At 68.8% G+C, this 442-nt stretch carries 1 pseudogene; it reads right to left on the bottom strand.

Annotated elements, in window-relative coordinates:
* Window positions 1-48 precede the first annotated feature (48 nt).
* Window positions 49-442, bottom strand: a pseudogene (locus tag HWX22_RS31620) (hypothetical protein); the annotation flags it as partial.

Here is a 442-nt window from a genome sequence, read left to right as displayed (position 1 = left end):
CCTCTCGATGAAAAAATACTGCATGAGTGAGGGGGATGGCGCGCCGGGTCAGGCCGCGCCGGTGTCGAGTCGTTCGGTGATGCGTTCGGCCTGGCGGCGCACGTAGCGCACCAGGCCGCGCCAGGTGGCGCGTGTCAGCAGCAGGCAGAGCCAGAGGCCGAGCAGGCCGCTGACCAGCATCGCGAAGCCGTAGAGCAGGGTGCCGATGCGCTCGCCGTGCGAGCCGACGATCACCAGGCGATCCTTTCCGCTGCCGAGCGCGACGTGGTTGCGGTCGATCTCGATCGAGTCCTCGCCGCTCTTCAGGCTCAGGTGCGGGGTGTCGCCCGCGACGAAGGACATTCTGCCGTCGCGGTCCCGGATGTCCCAGGCCATCGACTCCGGCTTGCTGCCCACGCGCGCGGCCGAGACCTTGTCGCCCTGCTTGTTGCGCAGCTCCAGC

The organism is Burkholderia sp. BCC1638, from assembly GCF_902833195.1.
Classification (GTDB): Bacteria; Pseudomonadota; Gammaproteobacteria; order Burkholderiales; family Burkholderiaceae; genus Burkholderia; species Burkholderia diffusa.
Note: the sequence above shows the minus strand (reverse complement) of the source record. Positions and strands in the feature narration are given on the sequence as shown.